This window comes from Nocardioides agri (genome assembly GCF_013778305.1).
In the GTDB taxonomy this organism is placed as follows: Bacteria; Actinomycetota; Actinomycetes; order Propionibacteriales; family Nocardioidaceae; genus Nocardioides; species Nocardioides agri.
Window position 1 is genome coordinate 239,380 of the sequence record NZ_JACEIC010000002.1, and the last position, 17,189, is coordinate 256,568.

Genomic DNA, 17,189 nt, shown 5'->3' on the forward strand with positions numbered 1-17,189 from the left:
GGGCACCACCATGGGCAAGATCCTCCTCAAGGGCGGCACCGTCCTGTCCGTCGACCCGAGCATCGGGGACCTGCCCACCGGCGACGTGCTGATCGAGGACGACGCGATCGCCGGCGTCGAGGCGAGCATCGACGCCGACGCCGAGGTCGTCGACTGCAGCGGCAAGATCGTGATCCCGGGGTTCGTCGACACCCACCGGCACACCTGGGAGACCGCGATCCGCAACGTCGCGCCCAACGCGACGCTGGACGACTACTTCGTCGACATCCTCGACACCTTCGCCCCGCTCTACCGGCCCGAGGACGTGTACAGCAGCAACCTCGCCGGGACGCTGGAGTGCCTCAACGCGGGCATCACGACGCTCGTCGACTGGTCGCACATCAACAACACGCCCGACCACGCCGACGCCGCGATCCAGGGGCTCAAGGAGACCGGCATCCGCGCGCAGTACGCCTACGGCAGCGCCAACACCTCCCTGGAGAAGTACTGGTTCTTCAGCGCCGAGGCGATCCCCGGTGACGACGTACGGCGGGTGCGGTCGACGCACGTCCCCGGTGACGACGGGCTGATCACGATGGGGCTGGCGACCCGCGGGCCGGGGTTCACCCAGGACCAGGTGGTCACCTCGGAGTGGCAGCTGGCCCGCGAGCTCGGCATCCCGATCACCGTGCACGTCGGCATGGGCCGCATGGCCGGCCGGTTCGGCATGGTCGAGCAGCTGGACCGGCTCGGCCTGCTCGGCCCGGACACGACGTACATCCACTGCTGCTACTTCAGCGACCACGAGTGGCAGCGGGTCGCGGACACCGGCGGCACGATCTCGATCGCGGCGCAGGTGGAGACCCAGATGGGGCACGGCTGGCCGCCGATCAACCGGGCCCGCCGGTTCGGGCTGCGGCCGAGCCTGTCGATCGACGTGGTGACAACGGTGCCCGGTGACATGTTCACCCAGATCCGGGCCGGCTTCGGCGCCGAGCGGGCGCGGGTCAACGAGGTCACCTGGGACATGGACATCCCGACCCCCGACTACATGCTGACCGCGGCCGACATGCTGAAGATGGCGACCCTCGACGGCGCGCACGTGGCCGGGCTCGAGGACCGCACCGGCTCGCTGACCCCGGGCAAGCAGGCCGATGTCGTCGTCATCGACGCACGGGCCATCAACGTGGGGCCGATCCACGACCCGGTCGCCGCGGTGACGCTGAGCGCCGACGTGTCGAACGTCGAGCACGTGCTGGTCGCGGGCAGCTTCGTCAAGCGCGACTTCAGGCTGTCCGGCGACGTCGGCCGCGCGATGTCGCTGGTCGAGGACTCGCGCGACCACCTCGTCGCGGCCGCGGCCGCCAAGGCGCCGGCGTGACCGATCACCTGGTCGCTCGGGCGACCGACCTCGCCTGGACGGCGCCCGCCGGCCCGCTGGCCGGCGCGTCCGGGCTGGACGGCTGGTCGGTCGTGGACGCGAGCACGGCCGCGGTGCACACCGGCTTCGGGATCAGCCGGCTCGCGGCCGGCGGGTCGGTGCCGGCGCACGTGCACTCCTACGAGGAGAGCCTCTACGTGCTCGACGGCGAGGTCGTGGTGCAGACACCGGGCGAGGCGGCCCGGCTGGGACCGGGTGGCTACGGGCTGGTCCCGGTCGCCGTGCCGCACTCGCTGCGCAACGACTCCGCCGGTCCCGCCCGGTTCGCCCGGATGTCGGCGCCGATGCCGCGGCCGGCGTACGACCTCGACACGCAGCTGGTGCCGGAGGTGCCGCACACCGACCCGCTGACCGCCGACGTGCGGGACCCGCGGACCCGGCGCTACGGCCACATCGACCCGTCGAACATGGACCCGGCGATGCAGACCCAGGACAAGCTCGCGGTGTCGGCGAGCATGCGCACCGCGCTGCTCGTCTACAGCGGCATCACGGTGAAGATGATGGTCGACTCCGACCTCGGCGCCGTGCTGTCGACGATGTTCATGGTGCAGTACGAGCCGGACGGGCTGGCCGGTCCGCACGACCACCCGTTCGAGGAGACCTACCTGATCCTCGAGGGCGCGGTGGAGGCGACGTTCGACGGCACGGCGTACGTGCTCGAGGCGGGCGACGTGGCGTGGGCCGGCGCGGGCGCGGTGCACGGGTTCCGCAACGTCGGGGACGGGCCCGTGCGCTGGCTGGAGACGCAGGCGCCGCAGCCGCCCGGTCGGCACTCCTACCGGTTCGCGCGGGACTGGGACTACCTTCGGGACCGGCTGGGAGGTCAATGATGCGGACCGTGATCATCGGCGGTACGGCGGGGATCGGGCTGGAGGTCGCCCGGCACCGGCTGGCCCGCGGCGACGAGGTCGTGCTCACCGGCCGGGACGCCGACCGGGCCGCAGCGGTGGCGGCCACGGTGGGCGACGGCGTCACCGGGCTCGCGCTCGACCTCAACGACACGCACGGCCTCGCCGACGCGCTGGCCGGCGTCGACACGGTCGACCGGCTGGTGGTGGCCGCGATCGAGCGGGACCAGAACTCCGTGGCCGACTACGACGTCGACCGCGCCACGCGGCTGGCCGTGCTCAAGCTGGTCGGCTACACCGAGGTCGTGCACACGCTGCTGTCGCGGATGCACTCGGAGTCGTCGGTCGTGCTCTTCGGCGGCCGCGCCAAGGACCGCCCCTACCCCGGGTCGGTGACGGTCTCGACGGTCAACGGCGGCATCGTCGGGCTGGTCAACGCCCTGGCGCTGGAGATGGCGCCGATCCGGGTCAACGCCCTCCACCCGGGCATCGTCGGCGACAGCCCGTTCTGGGCCGAGAAGCCGCCGGCCGTCCTCGACGGCTACGTGTCCCGCACGCCGACCGGCCGCCTGGCCACCATGCAGGACATCGTCGACGGCGTGGACTTCCTGCTGGAGAACCGCGCCGTCAACGGCACCAACCTCTACCTCGACGGCGGGTGGCTGGTCACATGAGGGTCGCCGTGGTCGGGACCGGCCGGATGGGCGCGGCCATGGCGGCCCGGGTGGCCGGCGCCGGGCACGACCTGACGGTGTGGAACCGCACCCCCGCCAAGGCCGAAGGGCTCGGCGGCCCCGTGGCCGGCACCGCCCGCGAGGCCGTCGCGGACGCCGACGTCGTGGTCGTCTCGCTCGCCGACGACGCGGCCGTGCGCGCGGCGTACGGCGGCCCGGACGGTCTGGTCGCGGGGCTGGGACCGGAGCAGGTGGTGGTCGACACCAGCACGGTCGCGCCGGAGACGGTGCGCGCGCTGGCCGGGGACGTCGCCGCCACCGGCGCCGCGCTGCTCGACACCCCGGTGTCCGGCAGCGTCCCGAGCGTCGAGAGCGGCACGATCCTGGTGATGGCGGGCGGCGACGCGGACGCGCTCGAGCGGGCGCGGCCGGCGCTCGAGTCCTTCGCGGAGCGGATCATCCTCCTCGGCCCGGTGGGGGCCGGAGCCACCATGAAGCTCGCGGTCAACGCGATGGTCTTCGGGCTCAACCAGACGCTCGCGGAGTCGCTGGTGCTGGCCGAGCGCGCCGGCGTCGACCGGGAGCAGGCCTACGAGGTGATCGCGAGCAGCGCGGTCGCGGCGCCCTTCGTGCACTACAAGCGCGCCGCCTTCGCCGACCCGGGCTCGGCGCCGGTGGCGTTCGCGCTGGACCTGGTCGCCAAGGACCTCGACCTCGCGGCGGCCCTCGCCGCCGAGGTCGGCGCCGAGGTGCCGCAGCTGGCCACCAACCGGGGCGTCGTCGGCGACGCGATCGCGGCCGGCCGTGGCGGTGAGGACCTCAGCGCGCTCGCCGAGCACCTGCGCGGCGGGTGAGCCGCGACGTGACGAGCCGCCACCCCAGCATCGTGACGGTGAGGAAGACGGCCGCGACGACGAGGAAGCCCGGAGCCAGACCACGGTCGCTGAGGCTGCGCAGGAGCATGCCGAGCACGTAGGTGACCGCGACGACGGTGGCGCCCTCGGGCCAGACCCGACGCGTCGGCCGGCCTCGCCAGAGCAGCATGACGTGGCCGAGGACCGCAGCCACGGCGAAGGGCCAGGCGATGACGAGCACCACCCAGTCGGAGTCGCCGGGCTCGTGGGAGCTCTTGCCGCCGAGGGCGAGGGCGAGCACGCAGACGAGGTCGGCGACGAGGGGAAGCAGCCGTCGCGAGGTCACGGGTCCCAGGGTCGCAGGCCGGCCGGTTCGTCGCCGCCTGGGCCCCACGAACGCGACCCCGACCCGGGGAGCGCTCAGCGGAACGCGGCGATCCCGGTGAGCGCCTGGCCGAGCACCAGGGTGTGCATCTCCACGGTGCCCTCGTAGGTGAGCACGGACTCGAGGTTGTTCTGGTGACGGATGACCGGGTACTCCAGCGAGATTCCGTTCGCGCCGAGGATGGTGCGCGCGGTCCGGCAGATCTCGATCGCCTCGCGGACGTTGTTGAGCTTGCCGATGCTCACCTGCTCGGGGCGCAGCAGCCCCGCGTCCTTGCGGCGTCCGAGGTGCACGGCGAGCAGGTAGCCCTTGATGTACTCCAGCGACATGTCGGCCAGCTTCTGCTGGGTCAGCTGGAACGAGGCGATCGGCCTGCCGAACTGGACCCGGTCGATGGCGTACTGCCGCGCGGCCTCCAGACTCGACCGGGCCGCGCCGAGGGCTCCCCAGACGATGCCGTAGCGCGCCTCGTTGAGGCAGGACAGCGGTCCCTTGAGGCCGCGCACCTCCGGGAGGACGGCGGACGCCGGCAGCCGGACCCCGTCGAGCACGAGCTCGCCGGTCGCGGAGGCGCGCAGCGACATCTTGTGCTTGATCTCGGGCGCCGAGAACCCGGGGACGTCCGTCGGGACGACGAACCCGCGGATGCCCTCGTCGGTCCGTGCCCAGACGACGGCGACGTCGGCGTATGGCGCGTTGGAGATCCACATCTTGCGGCCGTCGAGGACCCAGTCGGAGCCGGCCTTGCGCGCCCGCGTCGTCAACGCACCCGGATCCGAGCCGTGGTCGGGCTCCGTCAGGCCGAAGCAGCCGATGGCCTCGCCCGCTGCCATGCGCGGCAGCCACTCCTGCTTCTGCTCCTCCGAGCCCCAGCGCCAGATCGCGTACATGGCGAGCGAGCCCTGCACTGAGACCAGTGACCGGAGGCCGGAGTCGGTGGCCTCGATCTCGAGGCACGCCACGCCGTACTCCGTCGCGCTCATGCCGGCGCATCCGTATCCCTCGAGATGCATGCCCAGCACGCCGAGCGAGCCGAGCTCGCGGGCGAGCTCACGGATCTCCGGGATGGCGCCGCGCTCGAACCAGTCGGCGATGTGCGGCTCGACGGACTTGTCGAGCATCTGGCGGACGGAGGAGCGCACCGCCCGCTCGTCGTCGGTCAGCAGGTCGTCGAGGGCGGCGATGTCGGCGGGATCGAGGGCCGGAAGGGCCATGGGGTCGGTGTGACTCACGTTCTCAAGTGCTCCTGGTCTCGTCTGTGCGTTGCGGTCGCGGGTCAGCCCGCGAGGACGACGGATTTCGCCTCGAGGAAGGCCGACAGGCCGTCGGCCCCCATCTCGCGGCCGATCCCCGACGACTTGAAGCCGCCGAACGGCGCGGTCGGCTCGGTGGCGAACCCGTTGACGGTGATCGTCCCGGTCCGGATGCGACGCGCGACGTCGAGCGCGTGCTCGCTGTCGGCGCCGAACACCGCGCCGGAGAGGCCGTAGTCGGAGTCGTTGGCGATGCGGACGGCGTCGTCCTCGGCGTCGTACGGGATGAGGCAGACGACGGGCCCGAAGATCTCCTCCTGCGCGATCCGCATGGAGTTGTCGACGTCGCCGAAGAGGGTGGGCGCCAGGTAGCAGCCGTCCTCCAGGCCGTCCGGCACTCCCCCGCCGGTCAGCAGCATGGCGCCCTCCTCCTGGCCGATGCGGACGTAGTCGAGGTTGCGCTCCTGCTGCCGACGCGAGACCAGGGGGCCGACCTGCGTCGCGGGGTCCATCGGGTCGCCGACCACCAGCGCCGACGCCGCGGCGGTCAGCCGATCGGCGACCTCGGCGTACCGGCTGCGTGGCGCCAGCACCCGGGTGAGGGCGATGCAGGCCTGGCCGTTGTTCAGCGCCCAGGACGCGCCGGCGATGGTCGGCACGGCGAGGTCGAGGTCGGCGTCCTCGAGGAGCACCGCTGCGGACTTGCCCCCGAGCTCGAGGGTGATCCGGCTCAGGTTGCCGGCGGCGACCTCCATCACGCGCTTGCCGGCGGCGACCGACCCCGTGAACGACACCTTGTCGACGCCTGGGTGACCGACGAGGTACTCGCTGACCTCGCGGTCGGCGGGCAGGACGCTGAGGACGCCCGCGGGCAGACCTGCCTCGGCGGCGACCTCGGCCAGCAGGTTGGCGTCCAGAGGCGCTTCGGGTGAGGGCTTGAGGATCACGGTGCAGCCTGCGGCGAGCGCGGGAGCCAGCTTCAAGGCGGCGGCGAAGGCCGGCACGTTCCACGGGATGACGGCGGCCACGACGCCGACGGGCTCCCGGCGGACGACGACGGGACCGCGCATCCCGTCGCGGCGCTCCTCGAACGGGTAGCTGCGCGCGATGCTGGCGGTGACGGCGTAGATCGCGGCCGACACACCGGCCTGGGCGCGCGTGCTGAAGGTGATCGGCGAGCCGTTCTGGCGCGTGATGAGCGTGGCCAGCTCGGGAGCCCGCTCGGTCAGCAGCGACCCGATCCGTTCGACGACGGCCAGGCGCTCCTCGAGCGTGAGTCGCGGCCACGGCCCGGACTCGAACGCCGTCCGCGCGGCAGCCACCGCCGCGTCCACGTCGCCGGTCGTCGCGTGCGGCACCCGGCCGACCGGGGTGCCGTCGTGCGGGTTGACGACTTCGATGGACCCGTCTCCGCTCGGGTCCACCCACCGCCCGCCGATGAAGAGCTTGTCGTAGTCGTTCACATGAACCTCCCACCAGTGACCTCGGCGACGGTTCCCGTCATGTACGACGAGAGGTCGGAGGCGTAGAACAGCGCGACGTCGGCGACCTCGTCCGGCTCACCCGCGCGCTGCATCGGGATTTCGGACAGCTTCTGCTCCCAGATGCGCTCGGGCATGGCCTCGGTCATCGCGGTGCGGATCAGGCCGGGCTGGATGACGTTGACGCGGATGCCGCGGTGCGCGACCTCCTTCGCCGCCGCCTTCGAGAGCCCGACGATCCCTGCCTTCGCGGCCGAGTAGTTGGTCTGACCGACGAAGCCGACCTTCCCCGAGACCGACGACAGGTTGATGATCGAGCCGCGGCCGGCCTCCCGCATCACCGCGACGGCGGCCCGGGTGCCGTTCCAGCAGCCCTTCAGGTGCACGTCGACGACCTGGTCGAAGTCGTCCTCGGTCATCGTGCGCAGCGTGGCGTCGCGGGTGATGCCGGCGTTGTTGACCATCACGTCCAGGCCGCCGTACGCCGTCGTCGCGGTCTCGACGAGCTGCGCCGTGTCCTCGGCGGAGGTGACGTCACAGCGGACGCCGAGCGCGTCGCTGTCGAGGGACGCCGCTGCATCCTTGGCCCGCGCCTCGTCGAGGTCGCCGATCACGACCCGCGCGCCGTGTGCGGCGAACGTGCGCGCGATGGCGAGCCCGATGCCCTGGGCCGCGCCGGTGATCACGGCCGTGCGTCCGGCGAGCATCATGCCCCAGGCACCCGGGCGCCACGGACCAGTGCACCGCCGATGATGAGGCGCTGGATCTCGCTGGTCCCCTCGTAGAGGCGCAGCAGACGCACGTCACGGTAGATCCGCTCGACCGGCACCTCGCGCATGTAGCCGGTGCCCCCGTGGACCTGGACGGCGAGGTCGGCCGCCTTCCCGGCCATCTCGGTGCAGTAGAGCTTGGCCACCGACGGCGCGACGCGGGTGTCGGCGCCGGTGGCGTACAGACGGGCGGCGTCGCGGACCAGCGCTCGCCCGGCATGCACGCCGGTCTGGAGGTCGGCCAGCATCGCCTGGACCAGCTGGAACTCACCGATCGGGGTGCCGCCCTGTGTCGCGGACGCGGCGTAGGAGACGGACTCGTCGAGCGCGCGCTGCGCACACCCCACGGCCATCGCCGCGACGACGATGCGGCCTCGGGCCAGCGAGGTCATGGCCGCTCGGTAGCCGACCTCGACGTCGCCGCCCACCAGGGCCTCGGGACCGACCCGGACGCCGGCGAAGGTGACCTCCGCGGTGCGGGACCCCTCCTGCCCCATCTTGACGTCCTTGGCCCCGACCTCGACACCGGGCGTCTCCGACGGCACCAGGAAGACCGCGATCCCCGCGTCCTTGCCGACGGCCGGCCGCACCCGGGCGAAGACGACGAACAGCTGCGCGTCGGGCGCGTTGGTGATGAAGCACTTCGATCCGTCGATCACCCAGTCGTCGCCGTCCCGAACCGCGGTCGTGCGCATCCCTGCGGGGTTCGAGCCCGCGCCCGGCTCGGTCAGGGCGAAGGACGCGACCACCGCGCCGGACGCGATGTCCGGCAGCCAGCGCGCCCGCTGCTCCTCGGTGCCGTAGCCGACCAGCACCTGGCCGGCGATGCCGTTGTTCGTGCCGAACATCGAGCGCAGCGACAGACAGGTGTAGCCCAGTTGCATCGTGAGCTCGACGTCCTGGACGAGGTCGAGGCCGAGGCCGCCCCACTCCTGCGGGATCGCGTACCCGAACAGGCCCATCTCCGCCACCTGGGCGCGCAGGTCGGCCGGGACGGCGTCGGTCGTCATGATCTCGGTCTCGCGAGGGACGACACGGGTGCGTACGAAGTCGGTCACCTGCGCGAGGACGTCGGCGAACACGTCGTCGGGGACGTCCGGGTTCCCGGCGTACGTCGACGGGTCGCTGGCGAGGGTGGTCATGGTCGCTCCATCTCGAGCTCGGGGGTGGGCGAGAGCGGCGCGGCGTGCGCCACCGGCGGGGATGTCGCGGGGACCTGCGGCACGACGACGACGAACCGCGCTCGGAGGCGGCGGACGAAGGTGACGACCCCGCCGGGCATCACGAAGACGACGAGGATCAGCACAGCGCCGTACACCGCCGTCGACAGGGCCGTCCCGTCGCTCTCGGAGACCAGCGGCAGGGCGCCGGCCCAGTGCTTGCTCAGCTCGGGCAGCCACACGACCGCCACCCCGCCGATGACCGCGCCCGAGATGGTGCCGGCGCCGCCGATCACCATGCCGGTGATCAGCGTGACGGCGACCAGGAAGCCGCCGCTGTCAGGCGTGACGATCGGCACCGCGAGCATCATCAGCGAGCCGGCCAGCGAGGCGTAGGCCGCGCTGACGGCGAAGGTCGACGTCTTCCAGGTCGCGGGGTGGACCCCGGAGACGGCGGCGCCGATCTGGTTGTCCCGCAGCGCCACGACCGCACGGCCGACCCGGCTGCGCATGGCGTTCGACGCGAGCAGGAAGAGCACGGCGGCGAAGGCCGACAGGGTCAGGAACACCCAGGCGGCGCTCGTCACCGTGAACGGGAGCCAGGTGGGCGGGAGCCACTGGATGTAGGCGAGCTTGCCGTTGGCGCCGCCGGTCAGGGCGCTGAGCTGGTCCATCTTGGCGATGGCCGGGAACGCCAGCGCCAGCGCCAACGTGACGAGGGCCAGGTACAGGCCGCTGATCCGCAGCGCCGGCAGACCGAGGAGGAAGCCGATCGCGGCACCGGCCAGCGCCGAGATCGGGAGGGTCCCGACGAAGGACACCCCGTAGTCGGCGTACAGGATCGCGGTCAGGTAGGACCCGAAGCCGAAGAACGCACTGTGCCCGAGGGCCATCTGGCCGCCGTACCCGATGATGAGGTTCATGCCGAGCAGCGCCACCGACCAGGCCGCCACTGCGCTGAACTGGGCCATCCGGTAGTCCGGCTGGGTGAGTGCGATGGCGAGCACGACGGCGGCGATCCCGCCGTAGAGGAGCACCTGCCAGATCCGGTGCTCGGTCGAGCCGTGCTGGATGGTCCTGGTCGTCATACGCGCACCACTTTCGCCTTGCCGAAGATGCCTTGCGGTCGCACGAGCAGGACGGCGACGATGACGACCAGGGCCATCACCAGGCTGAGCTCGGAGCCGATGAAGCTGAAGAACGCCGGGACGAGCGACTCGACCAGGCCCACCACCGCGCCGCCCACGACGGCCCCGGGGATGCTGTCGAACCCACCCAGGGCTGCCGCCGCGAGGCCGTAGAGGATGACGGCGGCCATCAGGTTGAAGTCGAGGGACCCGGTCTTCTGGGAGAACAGGACGGCGGCGAGCGTGCCGATCCCGGCCGCCAGCGCCCATCCCAGCATCAGCATGCGGTCCTTCGGGATCCCGACGAGGAGCGCCGACTCCGGGTTGGCGGCGACCGCGCGGTAGCCGAGCCCGAGCCGGGTGCGCTGCAGGAGCAGCCAGAGCAGCCCGACGACGACGGCGAGGGTGATCCAGATGCCGATGGTCGAGTACCGGATCGCGAACTGCGGTGGTCCGTCCAGGATGATGAAGCGGTCACCCGCCTCCGACGGGAACGGCGTCACCGGCGTGACCGGGTCGGCGCCCCAGATCACCGCGTCGACCGCGTTGATGATCAGGAAGAGACCGAGCGTCACGAGCACCACGCCCATGCCGCCCCTCCGCTCCACGGGCTGGACGAGCGTGCGCTGCAGGACCGCGCCGACGACCATCGACAACGCGATGGCGGCCGGGATGGAGATCCAGTACGGGACCCCGCGCTCGACGGAGATCGAGAACACCAGCAGGCACCCGATGGTGCCCATCTCGCCCTGGGCGAAGTTCATGTGACCGGTGGTCCGGTAGACGATCACGACGCTGAGGGCCATCAGGGCGTAGACGGCACCGTTGGCCAGGCCGGTCGTGACCAGCTGCAGCACGTAGGACAGGTCGAAGAAGGCGTCGTTGACCCCCGGGACCGCCCAGGGAAGGGTCTGGAGCAGGTTCATGTCGTTCTCCTCAGAACCCGAGATAGGCGCGACGGACACCGTCGTCGTGGTGAAGCTCCGCGGCTGGCCCGGTCAGCACGATCTGCCCTGACTCGATGACGTAGGCACGCGTCGCGATGGAGAGCGCCAGCGTCGCGTTCTGCTCCACCACGAGGATCGTGGTCCCGTCGCTGCGGTTGAGCTCCGCGAAGATCTCGAACAGGTGCTGGATCACCAAGGGCGCCAGCCCGAGCGAGGGCTCGTCCAGGAGCAGGAGCTGAGGACGGCTGAGGCACGCGCGGGCGACCGCCAGCATCTGCTGCTCGCCGCCGGAGAGCGTGCCGGCCGACTGGTGGCGCCGGTCAGCGAGTCGGGGGAAGGTGTCGTACCAGCGCTCGATGTCCTGGCGGACCTCGCGCCGGTCGCGGCGCAGGTAGGCGCCTGCATCGAGGTTCTCCTCGACGCTGAGCTCGGGGAACGTGCCCCGGCCCTGGGGCACGTGCGCGATCCCGCGGCGGACGACCTCCTCGGTGCGGCATCCGACCAGGGACCGCCCGTCGAAGTCGACCCGGCCGCTGGTGCTCAGACCGGGGAGCTGGCACAGCGCGCGCAACGTGGTCGTCTTGCCAGCGCCGTTGGCGCCCAGCAGCACGACGACCTCGCCGCGCTCGACCGTCAGGTCGATGCCGTGCAGCACGCGCACCGGGCCGTACGACGCCTCGAGGCCCTCGACCGTCAGGAGCGTCATGCGACACCGCTCCCGAGGTACGCCTCGACCACGGCCGGGTCCTCGCGGACGAGGGCCGGGGTGCCGTCGGCGATCTTCTTGCCGAAGTCCAGCACGACGACGTTGTCGGAGAGTCCCATCACCATCTGCATGTGGTGCTCCACCAGCAGGATCGTCAGGTCGAAGTCGGAGCGGATGGCGCGCAGGGTGTCGGCGAGCTCGGCGACCTCGGCGTGGGTCAGGCCGGACGCCGGCTCGTCGAGCAGCAGCAGTCGCGGCCGCGCGGCGAGCGCACGCGCGATCTCGACACGCTTGAGCGTGCCGAACGGCAGCCCGGCACAGGGCCGGAACGCGATGTCCTGCAGTCCGAGGTAGGTCAGGAGCTCCCACGCCTGCGAGCGCAGCTGGTCGTCCTCGCGGTGGGTGCGCAGCCGCAGGGCCGCGGTCAACCAGTTCTGCCGGGAGGCGGCATGGGCGCCGACCATGACGTTCTCAGCGACCGTCATCGTAGGGAACAGCGCCAGGTTCTGGAACGTCCGGGCGATGCCCTTCGCGGCAGTCCTCCAGGCCGGGACCGAGAGCAGGTCCTCACCGTCGAAGAAGATCGAGCCGCTGGTGGGCTGGTAGACCCGGCTGACGCAGTTGAAGAGCGTCGTCTTCCCGGCACCGTTCGGGCCGATCAGCCCGCAGATCTGACCCCGCTCGACCTCGAACGACAGGTCGCTGAGAGCGACGATGCCGCCGAAGCGGACCGTCACGTCGTCGACCGCCAGTAGTGCCATGTCCATGTCCCTTGTCCGTCGAACGGGTTGCCCGGGGGCGGCGGCTGGCGCCGCCCCCGGGGCGCACGTCAGCCGCTGAACGCGGCGGTCTTGCCCTCGCGGTCGATCGGCTCTCCGACCGGGACCAGCTCCTTCTTGGCGGCGTCCCAGGACACCATCTGGCCGGTCTCGAGCGCGTAGGCGTCCTTCGTGCCGTCGGTGCGCGCCGCGCCGCCGACGGACGCGAACCACTGGCTGTCGAGGTTCCACGCCGCGTCCATGAGGTTGGCCCGGGTCAGACCGCCGTCGAGCTCGGCCGCTGCCTTGGCGGCCTCGACGAAGACCATCGCGTAGCGGTAGCCGGACAGCGCGTCGTCGCTCGGCTCCGTGCCCTCGCCGTACTTCGCGATGTCGTCACGGAACTTCTGGATGTCCGCGTCGCTGGCGTCGGTGACGTTCTTGTTGACCGCCACCGCCAGTGCGCCCTGGGCGGCCTGGCCGAGCACCGGGAAGATCGCCGCTGCCGCGCAGGTGTACGCCGCGATGGTCGTGCCCTTGAAGCCGCCGGCGGCCATGGCCCCCATGGCCTTGGCGCACGACGCGCCGACGGACATCAGGATGATGACGTCCGGCTTGGCGGCCAGCAGGTTGGTGACCTGGTTCTCGACGGTCGCGGCGTCGGGCGCGACCTTCTCGCTCGCCACCACGGTGAGCCCATCCTCCTTCGCGGCAGCCTCGAACCCGTCGGAGTACGCCTTGCCGCCGTCGGTGTCGATCGCGAGGTAGGCGACCTTCGCGCCGGGCTTCTCCTGCTTGAGGTAGTCGGCCCATGCGTCAGCCTCGGTGTTGTACGCCATCGCACCGGAGATCGTCCACGGGTGGTTCGCGGGGTCGCCGTACTGCGGCGCGCCCGTCCCGACGAAGAGCTGCGGGGTGCAGCTCTGCTCGTACAGCGGCTGGACCGCGGCGACGTTGGGCGTGCCGGCCTGCGCCACCGTGGCGAAGACCTTGTCCTGCTGGATCATCTTGGTGACGACCGGCAGCGTCTTCGACGGGTCGTAGCCGTCGTCCTCGGCCTCCAGCTCGACCTGGTGGCCGTCGATGCCACCATCGGCGTTGACGCTGGCCAGCGCCGTCTTCATGCCGGCGACGATCGGCTCCCCCAGCGCGGCGTACGGCCCGGACAGCGGCCACACCGTGCCGACCTTGAGAGGCTCCCCGTCGCCGAGCGCCTGCGTGGCCTCCGGCGGGCAGCTGCTCGTGCTGACCTCGAAGGCGCCGCTGGCGTCGGATCCCCCGGTGCTCTTCGATCCCGCGTCCGCGTTGGAGCAGGCCGCGGCGGTCGCGGCGACCGCGACGACGGCGACCAGCACGCTGAGCCGGCTGTTGCTCTTCATTCCTGGCATTCCCTTCGTGGAGCCCTGCGGCGCCGACAGACCCAACCCGAGGGTGATCGGTCAACGCACCGTCAGAGCGAGGCAAAGTGACTATCCGTTTGGAGTTGATCTCTGGCTGGTCGATGCTGTGGTGCCCCGAGAACGACGCCGGCTCGGCGAGTAGGTGTGCGCCAACGCCGGGGCATCGTCGTACTTCATGCGCGGCGGCCGCCCCGATCGGGAGGTCGCGTTATGTGAATGACCGTTAGGGTAAGTAGGGTCACAGCTGGTGTCAAGCAGTTGTGCTCGTCAACTCCGGCGTCACGCGATGACGCCGCTGGCCCGGAGCGCGCGGATCACGTCCGCGTCGTATCCGGCCTCGCCCAGCACCGCATCGGTGTCCGCCCCGACGGCGGGCGCCGGACGCGGGGTCCCCGACGGTGTCGCGGAGAACCGCGGCGCCGGCGCCGGCGCGATCGCGGCGCCCGGGCCCGTGAGGAAGGTCGAGCGCGCCGCGTTGTGGGGATGGGCCGACGCCTCGGTGAGTGAGAGCACCGGCGTCACACAGGCGCCGCGGCCCGCGAAGACCTGCTCCCACTCGTCGCGCTCCCGGCGCGCGAAGATGTCGCCGAGCGTCTTGCGCATCCGCGCCCAGGCAGCGCGGTCCGCCCGGTCGGCGAAGTCCGGGTCGTCGGCGAGTCCGAGCACGTCGAGCAGCACGCGGTAGGAGCGCTCGTCGCCGACGCCGAGGGCCACGTGCCGGCCGTCCGCACACCTGTAGGTGCCGTAGGACGGGGACGCGCCGTCGATGGAGTTGCTCGCGCGCTCGTCGCGCCACCGTCCCTGGTTCATGAAACCGTGCACCATCGCGAGCAGGGTGGCCGAGCCGTCGGTCATCGCCGCGTCGACCACTTGGCCCCGTCCGGTGGCGCGGGCGCTGAGCACCCCGCCGAGCACGCCGAGGGCCAGGAGCATGCCGCCCCCGCCCATGTCCGCCACCAGGTTCAACGGGACGGCTGGCTGCTCGGCCGCGCCGATCGCGTGCAGCACCCCGGTGAGGGCGAGGAAGTTGATGTCGTGCCCGGGCTCGTCGGCCAGGGGGCCCGACTGCCCCCACCCCGTCATCCGGCCGTAGACCAGTCGCGGGTTGCGGGCGAGCATCTCGTCCGGCCCGATCCCGAGCCGCTCCGCGACCCCGGGGCGGAAGCCCTCGATCGCGATGTCGGCGTTCTCGGCCAGTCTCAGCGCGACCTCGACCCCTGCGGCGTGCTTGAGGTCGATCGTGACCGACCGACGGTTGCGGAAGAGCACCGGGTGGGTGCTCTCCTCCCCTGCCTCGGCCGGGCGGTCCACGCGGATGACGGTGGCGCCGAGGTCGCCGAGCAGCATGCCGGCGAACGGACCGGGGCCGATGCCGCCGAGCTCGAGGACGCGTACCCCGGCGAGCGGACCGCCGCGCGGCGCGTCAGGCCCGGGCATAGTTCGGCGCCCGCTTCTCCACGAACGCGAGCCGCGCCTCCTCCACGTCGGGCGAGGACGCGCAGAGGGCGTACTGCTCCGCCTCGAGCGGGAGGTAGTCCCCCAGCGACAGGCTCATGGCCGCCTGGAGGTTGCGCCTGGCCGCTGCGACGCCGTACGTCGAGTACGACGCCACCTGGGCGGCGACCTCCCGCACCCGCGCGGCGAGCTCGGCGTCGGGGACCACCTCGGTGACCAGCCCCCACTCCCGGAGCTGCTGCCCGCGGATCTTCGGCGAGAGGAGCATCAGCTCCTTGGCGCGCATCGGGCCGACGAGCTTCGTCAGGTGCCACGGCGCCGCGAGGTCGCCACCGAAGGCGACCTTGACGAAGGCGGTGCTCATGACGGTGGTGTCGGAGGCGTAGCGGAGGTCGCAGTTGAGCGCGAAGGAGAGACCGGCGCCGGCGCAGCCGCCTCGGACCTCGGCGATCGTCGGGGTGTTCATCTCGTAGAGGAAGGTCACCAGCCGAGCGAAGTGCAGCAGCTTCGTGCGGCCCTGCAGGTGGTCGCCCGGGGGGTACGGCGGCGGGTCGGTGTCGGCGTTGTCGCGACCGACGCAGAAGTCCTTGCCGGTGCTCGCGACGATCACCGCGCGCACATCGGGATCGTTCTCGGCCCGCTCCAGCCCCGCGAGCAGGCCGTCGGCCATCTCGATGGTGAAGGAGTTGCGGCGGTCGGGGCGGTTCATCGCGACGGTCGCGATTCCGCCCTCCTGCTCGTACACGACGGTGTCGGTCATCAGGGGGTCCTCACGAGTGGCGGGTGGTCGCGCAGCTGCTCGACGAGCTGCTGGCGCAGGGTGCGTGCTTGGCGGGGCATGTTCCAGGCCGCGACGGCGGTCAGCCGCCCGGCCTCGTCGTGCTGGACGGCCGCGAACGGGCCGTCGTCCGCGTCGCCCTCGACGACGGTGAAGTCGGCGCCGATCGGCCGTCCGTACATCTGGATCCGCACGTCGAACTGGTCGCTCCAGAAGTAGGGCACGGGCGCGAACGGCTCGCGCTGGCCCAGGAGGGTCCGGGCGGCCGCCATGCCCTGCTCGGTGGCGTTCATCCGGTGCTCGAGTCGCACCCGGCCGAGTGCCGGGTGCGGCCACGACGCGACGTCGCCTGCGGCGACCACCCCGGGCGCGGCTCGGCAGTACTCGTCGCAGACCACGCCGTCGTCGAGGGCCAGGCCGCTGTCGCGCAACCAATCCACGACGGGCTCCGCGCCGATCGCCACCAGCACCGCGTCCGTCGCGAGCACCTCGCCGTCCGAGAGCACGACCCCGGTGACCCGCCCCTCACGGTCGGAGAAGCCGGAGACGCCGGTCTCGCAGCGCACGTCGACGCCTCGCTCGCGGTGGAGCCGCGCCACGCGCGCACCGATGCGCGCGCCGAGCTGGCGCACCATCGGAGCGCTGAGCGGGTCGACGACGGAGACCTCGCAGCCGAGCTCGCGGGCGACAGCGGCCGCCTCGCTGCCGAGGAAGCCCGCACCGACGACGACCACGCGGCCACCGGACAGGAGGTCGGCGCGCAGCGCGTCGGCGTCCTCGACGGTGCGGAGGACGTGGACGCCGTCCAGGTCGGCGCCGAACGGCAGACGGCGCGGTCGGACCCCGGTCGCGACCACCAGGCCGTCGAACTCGAGTGCGTCGCCGCCGACCAGGCGGACGCGGCGGGCGGTGAGGTCGAGCCGCTCGGCGCGCGCGCCCAGCCGCCACTCCGCATCGAGCCCGGCCAGTGCGTCCGCGGGTCGCAGGGCGAGCCGCTCGCGCTCCCAGTCACCGCGCAGCCACTGTTTGGACAGCGGCGGCCGGTCGTACGGCGGGTGCGGCTCGGCGTCCACCATGGTCAGCCGACCGGCGTACCCCTCGCGGCGCAGGGTCTCGGCCGCGGTGAGACCGGCGGCCGACGCACCGACGACCACCACGTTCGACAGGCTCATG

At 72.0% G+C, this 17,189-nt stretch carries 17 protein-coding genes; 4 read left to right on the forward strand and 13 right to left on the reverse strand.

From position 1 onward, the window contains the following. Positions 1 to 10 precede the first annotated feature (10 nt). The 4 genes from HZF07_RS05690 to HZF07_RS05705 are packed head-to-tail and all read left to right on the forward strand — an operon-like array spanning position 11 to position 3,796. Complete coding sequence (locus HZF07_RS05690) at positions 11 to 1,360, forward strand: amidohydrolase family protein (RefSeq protein ID WP_157340150.1); 1,350 nt, start codon at positions 11 to 13, stop codon at positions 1,358 to 1,360. Then, the gene (locus HZF07_RS05695; protein ID WP_198346331.1) at positions 1,357 to 2,250 is read left to right on the forward strand and encodes a cupin domain-containing protein; all 894 of its coding nucleotides are present in this window, start codon (positions 1,357 to 1,359) and stop codon (positions 2,248 to 2,250) included. The genes HZF07_RS05690 and HZF07_RS05695 overlap by 4 nt, the downstream gene beginning before the upstream one ends. Next, positions 2,250 to 2,942 carry an SDR family oxidoreductase gene (locus tag HZF07_RS05700; RefSeq protein WP_198346332.1) on the forward strand — a complete coding sequence of 231 codons (693 nt, stop codon included), beginning with the start codon at positions 2,250 to 2,252 and terminating at the stop codon, positions 2,940 to 2,942. Before HZF07_RS05695 ends, HZF07_RS05700 begins: the two co-directional genes overlap by 1 nt. Further along, complete coding sequence (locus HZF07_RS05705) at positions 2,939 to 3,796, forward strand: NAD(P)-dependent oxidoreductase (RefSeq protein WP_157340152.1); 858 nt, start codon at positions 2,939 to 2,941, stop codon at positions 3,794 to 3,796. Before HZF07_RS05700 ends, HZF07_RS05705 begins: the two co-directional genes overlap by 4 nt. On the opposite strand, the gene HZF07_RS05710 is transcribed toward HZF07_RS05705, so the two are convergent. From HZF07_RS05710 to HZF07_RS05770, 13 genes are all read right to left on the reverse strand, one after another. Continuing rightward, complete coding sequence (locus HZF07_RS05710; protein WP_181644848.1) at positions 3,762 to 4,142, reverse strand: DUF3054 domain-containing protein; 381 nt, start codon at positions 4,140 to 4,142, stop codon at positions 3,762 to 3,764. The two genes, HZF07_RS05705 and HZF07_RS05710, sit on opposite strands and share 35 nt — an antisense overlap. A gap of 74 nt (positions 4,143 to 4,216) precedes the next feature. After that, entirely contained in the window at positions 4,217 to 5,395 is a 1,179-nt protein-coding gene (locus tag HZF07_RS05715; protein ID WP_157340153.1) for an acyl-CoA dehydrogenase family protein, read from the reverse strand. 62 nt (positions 5,396 to 5,457) lie between these two features. Beyond that, positions 5,458 to 6,897: an aldehyde dehydrogenase gene (locus HZF07_RS05720; protein WP_181644849.1), complete on the reverse strand. Its 1,440-nt coding sequence runs from the start codon at positions 6,895 to 6,897 to the stop codon at positions 5,458 to 5,460. Continuing rightward, positions 6,894 to 7,625, reverse strand: coding sequence for a 3-oxoacyl-ACP reductase FabG (gene fabG, locus HZF07_RS05725; RefSeq protein ID WP_198346333.1), 732 nt, complete (start codon positions 7,623 to 7,625; stop codon positions 6,894 to 6,896). Before fabG ends, HZF07_RS05720 begins: the two co-directional genes overlap by 4 nt. Continuing rightward, complete coding sequence (locus tag HZF07_RS05730) at positions 7,622 to 8,827, reverse strand: acyl-CoA dehydrogenase family protein (RefSeq protein WP_157340154.1); 1,206 nt, start codon at positions 8,825 to 8,827, stop codon at positions 7,622 to 7,624. The genes fabG and HZF07_RS05730 overlap by 4 nt, the downstream gene beginning before the upstream one ends. After that, the gene (locus HZF07_RS05735; RefSeq protein WP_157340156.1) at positions 8,824 to 9,933 is read right to left on the reverse strand and encodes a branched-chain amino acid ABC transporter permease; all 1,110 of its coding nucleotides are present in this window, start codon (positions 9,931 to 9,933) and stop codon (positions 8,824 to 8,826) included. The genes HZF07_RS05730 and HZF07_RS05735 overlap by 4 nt, the downstream gene beginning before the upstream one ends. After that, a complete protein-coding gene (locus HZF07_RS05740) occupies positions 9,930 to 10,898 on the reverse strand; it encodes a branched-chain amino acid ABC transporter permease (RefSeq protein WP_157340157.1) in 969 nt (322 codons plus the stop codon). The genes HZF07_RS05735 and HZF07_RS05740 overlap by 4 nt, the downstream gene beginning before the upstream one ends. 10 nt (positions 10,899 to 10,908) lie before the next feature. After that, positions 10,909 to 11,625, reverse strand: a complete 717-nt coding sequence (locus tag HZF07_RS05745; RefSeq protein WP_157340158.1) for an ABC transporter ATP-binding protein — start codon at positions 11,623 to 11,625, stop codon at positions 10,909 to 10,911. Next, the gene (locus HZF07_RS05750) at positions 11,622 to 12,386 is read right to left on the reverse strand and encodes an ABC transporter ATP-binding protein (RefSeq protein WP_157340159.1); all 765 of its coding nucleotides are present in this window, start codon (positions 12,384 to 12,386) and stop codon (positions 11,622 to 11,624) included. Before HZF07_RS05750 ends, HZF07_RS05745 begins: the two co-directional genes overlap by 4 nt. Before the next feature lie 68 nt (positions 12,387 to 12,454). Continuing rightward, on the reverse strand, positions 12,455 to 13,762 hold the full coding sequence (locus HZF07_RS05755) for an ABC transporter substrate-binding protein (protein WP_157340160.1): 1,308 nt from the start codon (positions 13,760 to 13,762) through the stop codon (positions 12,455 to 12,457). Between the two features lie 300 nt (positions 13,763 to 14,062). Beyond that, on the reverse strand, positions 14,063 to 15,220 hold the full coding sequence (locus HZF07_RS05760; protein ID WP_157340161.1) for a CaiB/BaiF CoA transferase family protein: 1,158 nt from the start codon (positions 15,218 to 15,220) through the stop codon (positions 14,063 to 14,065). Next, positions 15,207 to 15,998, reverse strand: coding sequence for an enoyl-CoA hydratase/isomerase family protein (locus HZF07_RS05765; RefSeq protein WP_157340162.1), 792 nt, complete (start codon positions 15,996 to 15,998; stop codon positions 15,207 to 15,209). Before HZF07_RS05765 ends, HZF07_RS05760 begins: the two co-directional genes overlap by 14 nt. Continuing rightward, complete coding sequence (locus HZF07_RS05770) at positions 15,998 to 17,188, reverse strand: NAD(P)/FAD-dependent oxidoreductase (RefSeq protein ID WP_157340163.1); 1,191 nt, start codon at positions 17,186 to 17,188, stop codon at positions 15,998 to 16,000. Before HZF07_RS05770 ends, HZF07_RS05765 begins: the two co-directional genes overlap by 1 nt. Between the last annotated feature and the right edge of the window lies 1 nt (position 17,189).